This window comes from Ciceribacter ferrooxidans (genome assembly GCF_004137355.1).
In the GTDB taxonomy this organism is placed as follows: domain Bacteria; phylum Pseudomonadota; class Alphaproteobacteria; order Rhizobiales; family Rhizobiaceae; genus Allorhizobium; species Allorhizobium ferrooxidans.
The window spans coordinates 1-414 of the sequence record NZ_SDVB01000172.1 but is presented as its reverse complement, the minus strand read 5'-3'; the positions used below and the strand labels follow the sequence as shown (position 1 = coordinate 414).

1 protein-coding gene is annotated in these 414 nt (G+C 58.0%); it reads right to left on the bottom strand.

The genetic code is table 11. The features are described 5' to 3' along the window. A partial coding sequence (locus EUU22_RS07990) for a nucleotidyltransferase domain-containing protein (RefSeq protein WP_205687866.1) occupies nt 1–359 on the bottom strand: 359 nt, incomplete at its 3' end. Between the last annotated feature and the right edge of the window lie 55 nt (nt 360–414).

The window sequence follows — 414 nt, the reverse complement described above, 5'->3', positions numbered from 1 at the left end:
TAGGTATTCACCTCCCTGCGCGAATGAACGATGAAGCTGACCGGCGTGCTGATGCCGGGATCCCGCATCAGCCGGTCGGCTGCCTTGTTCCAGTAGGCGGCAAAGTCCGTGAACTTGCGATTGTTCACGACGACGAGAAGATCGAAATCCGACCGATAGCCCTTCCTGGTATGCGGTTCATCGACGAATGTACCGCGGGCATAGGAACCGAAGAGAATGATCTTCAGGACGCGTCCGCGCTTCTTGGCGTCCGAGACGGCTCCTTTGAGCGCATCCTCGAACTCCTCGAGGATGATCTCGACCACACGGCCAAGTTCGCGCTGTTTGACGGGCGGCAGGTGGTCGATGCTCGTCTTCATCAGCGATCAACACCCTTTCCCTCTCTGATTCGAATGGCTTTTCCGGCATGCGCGG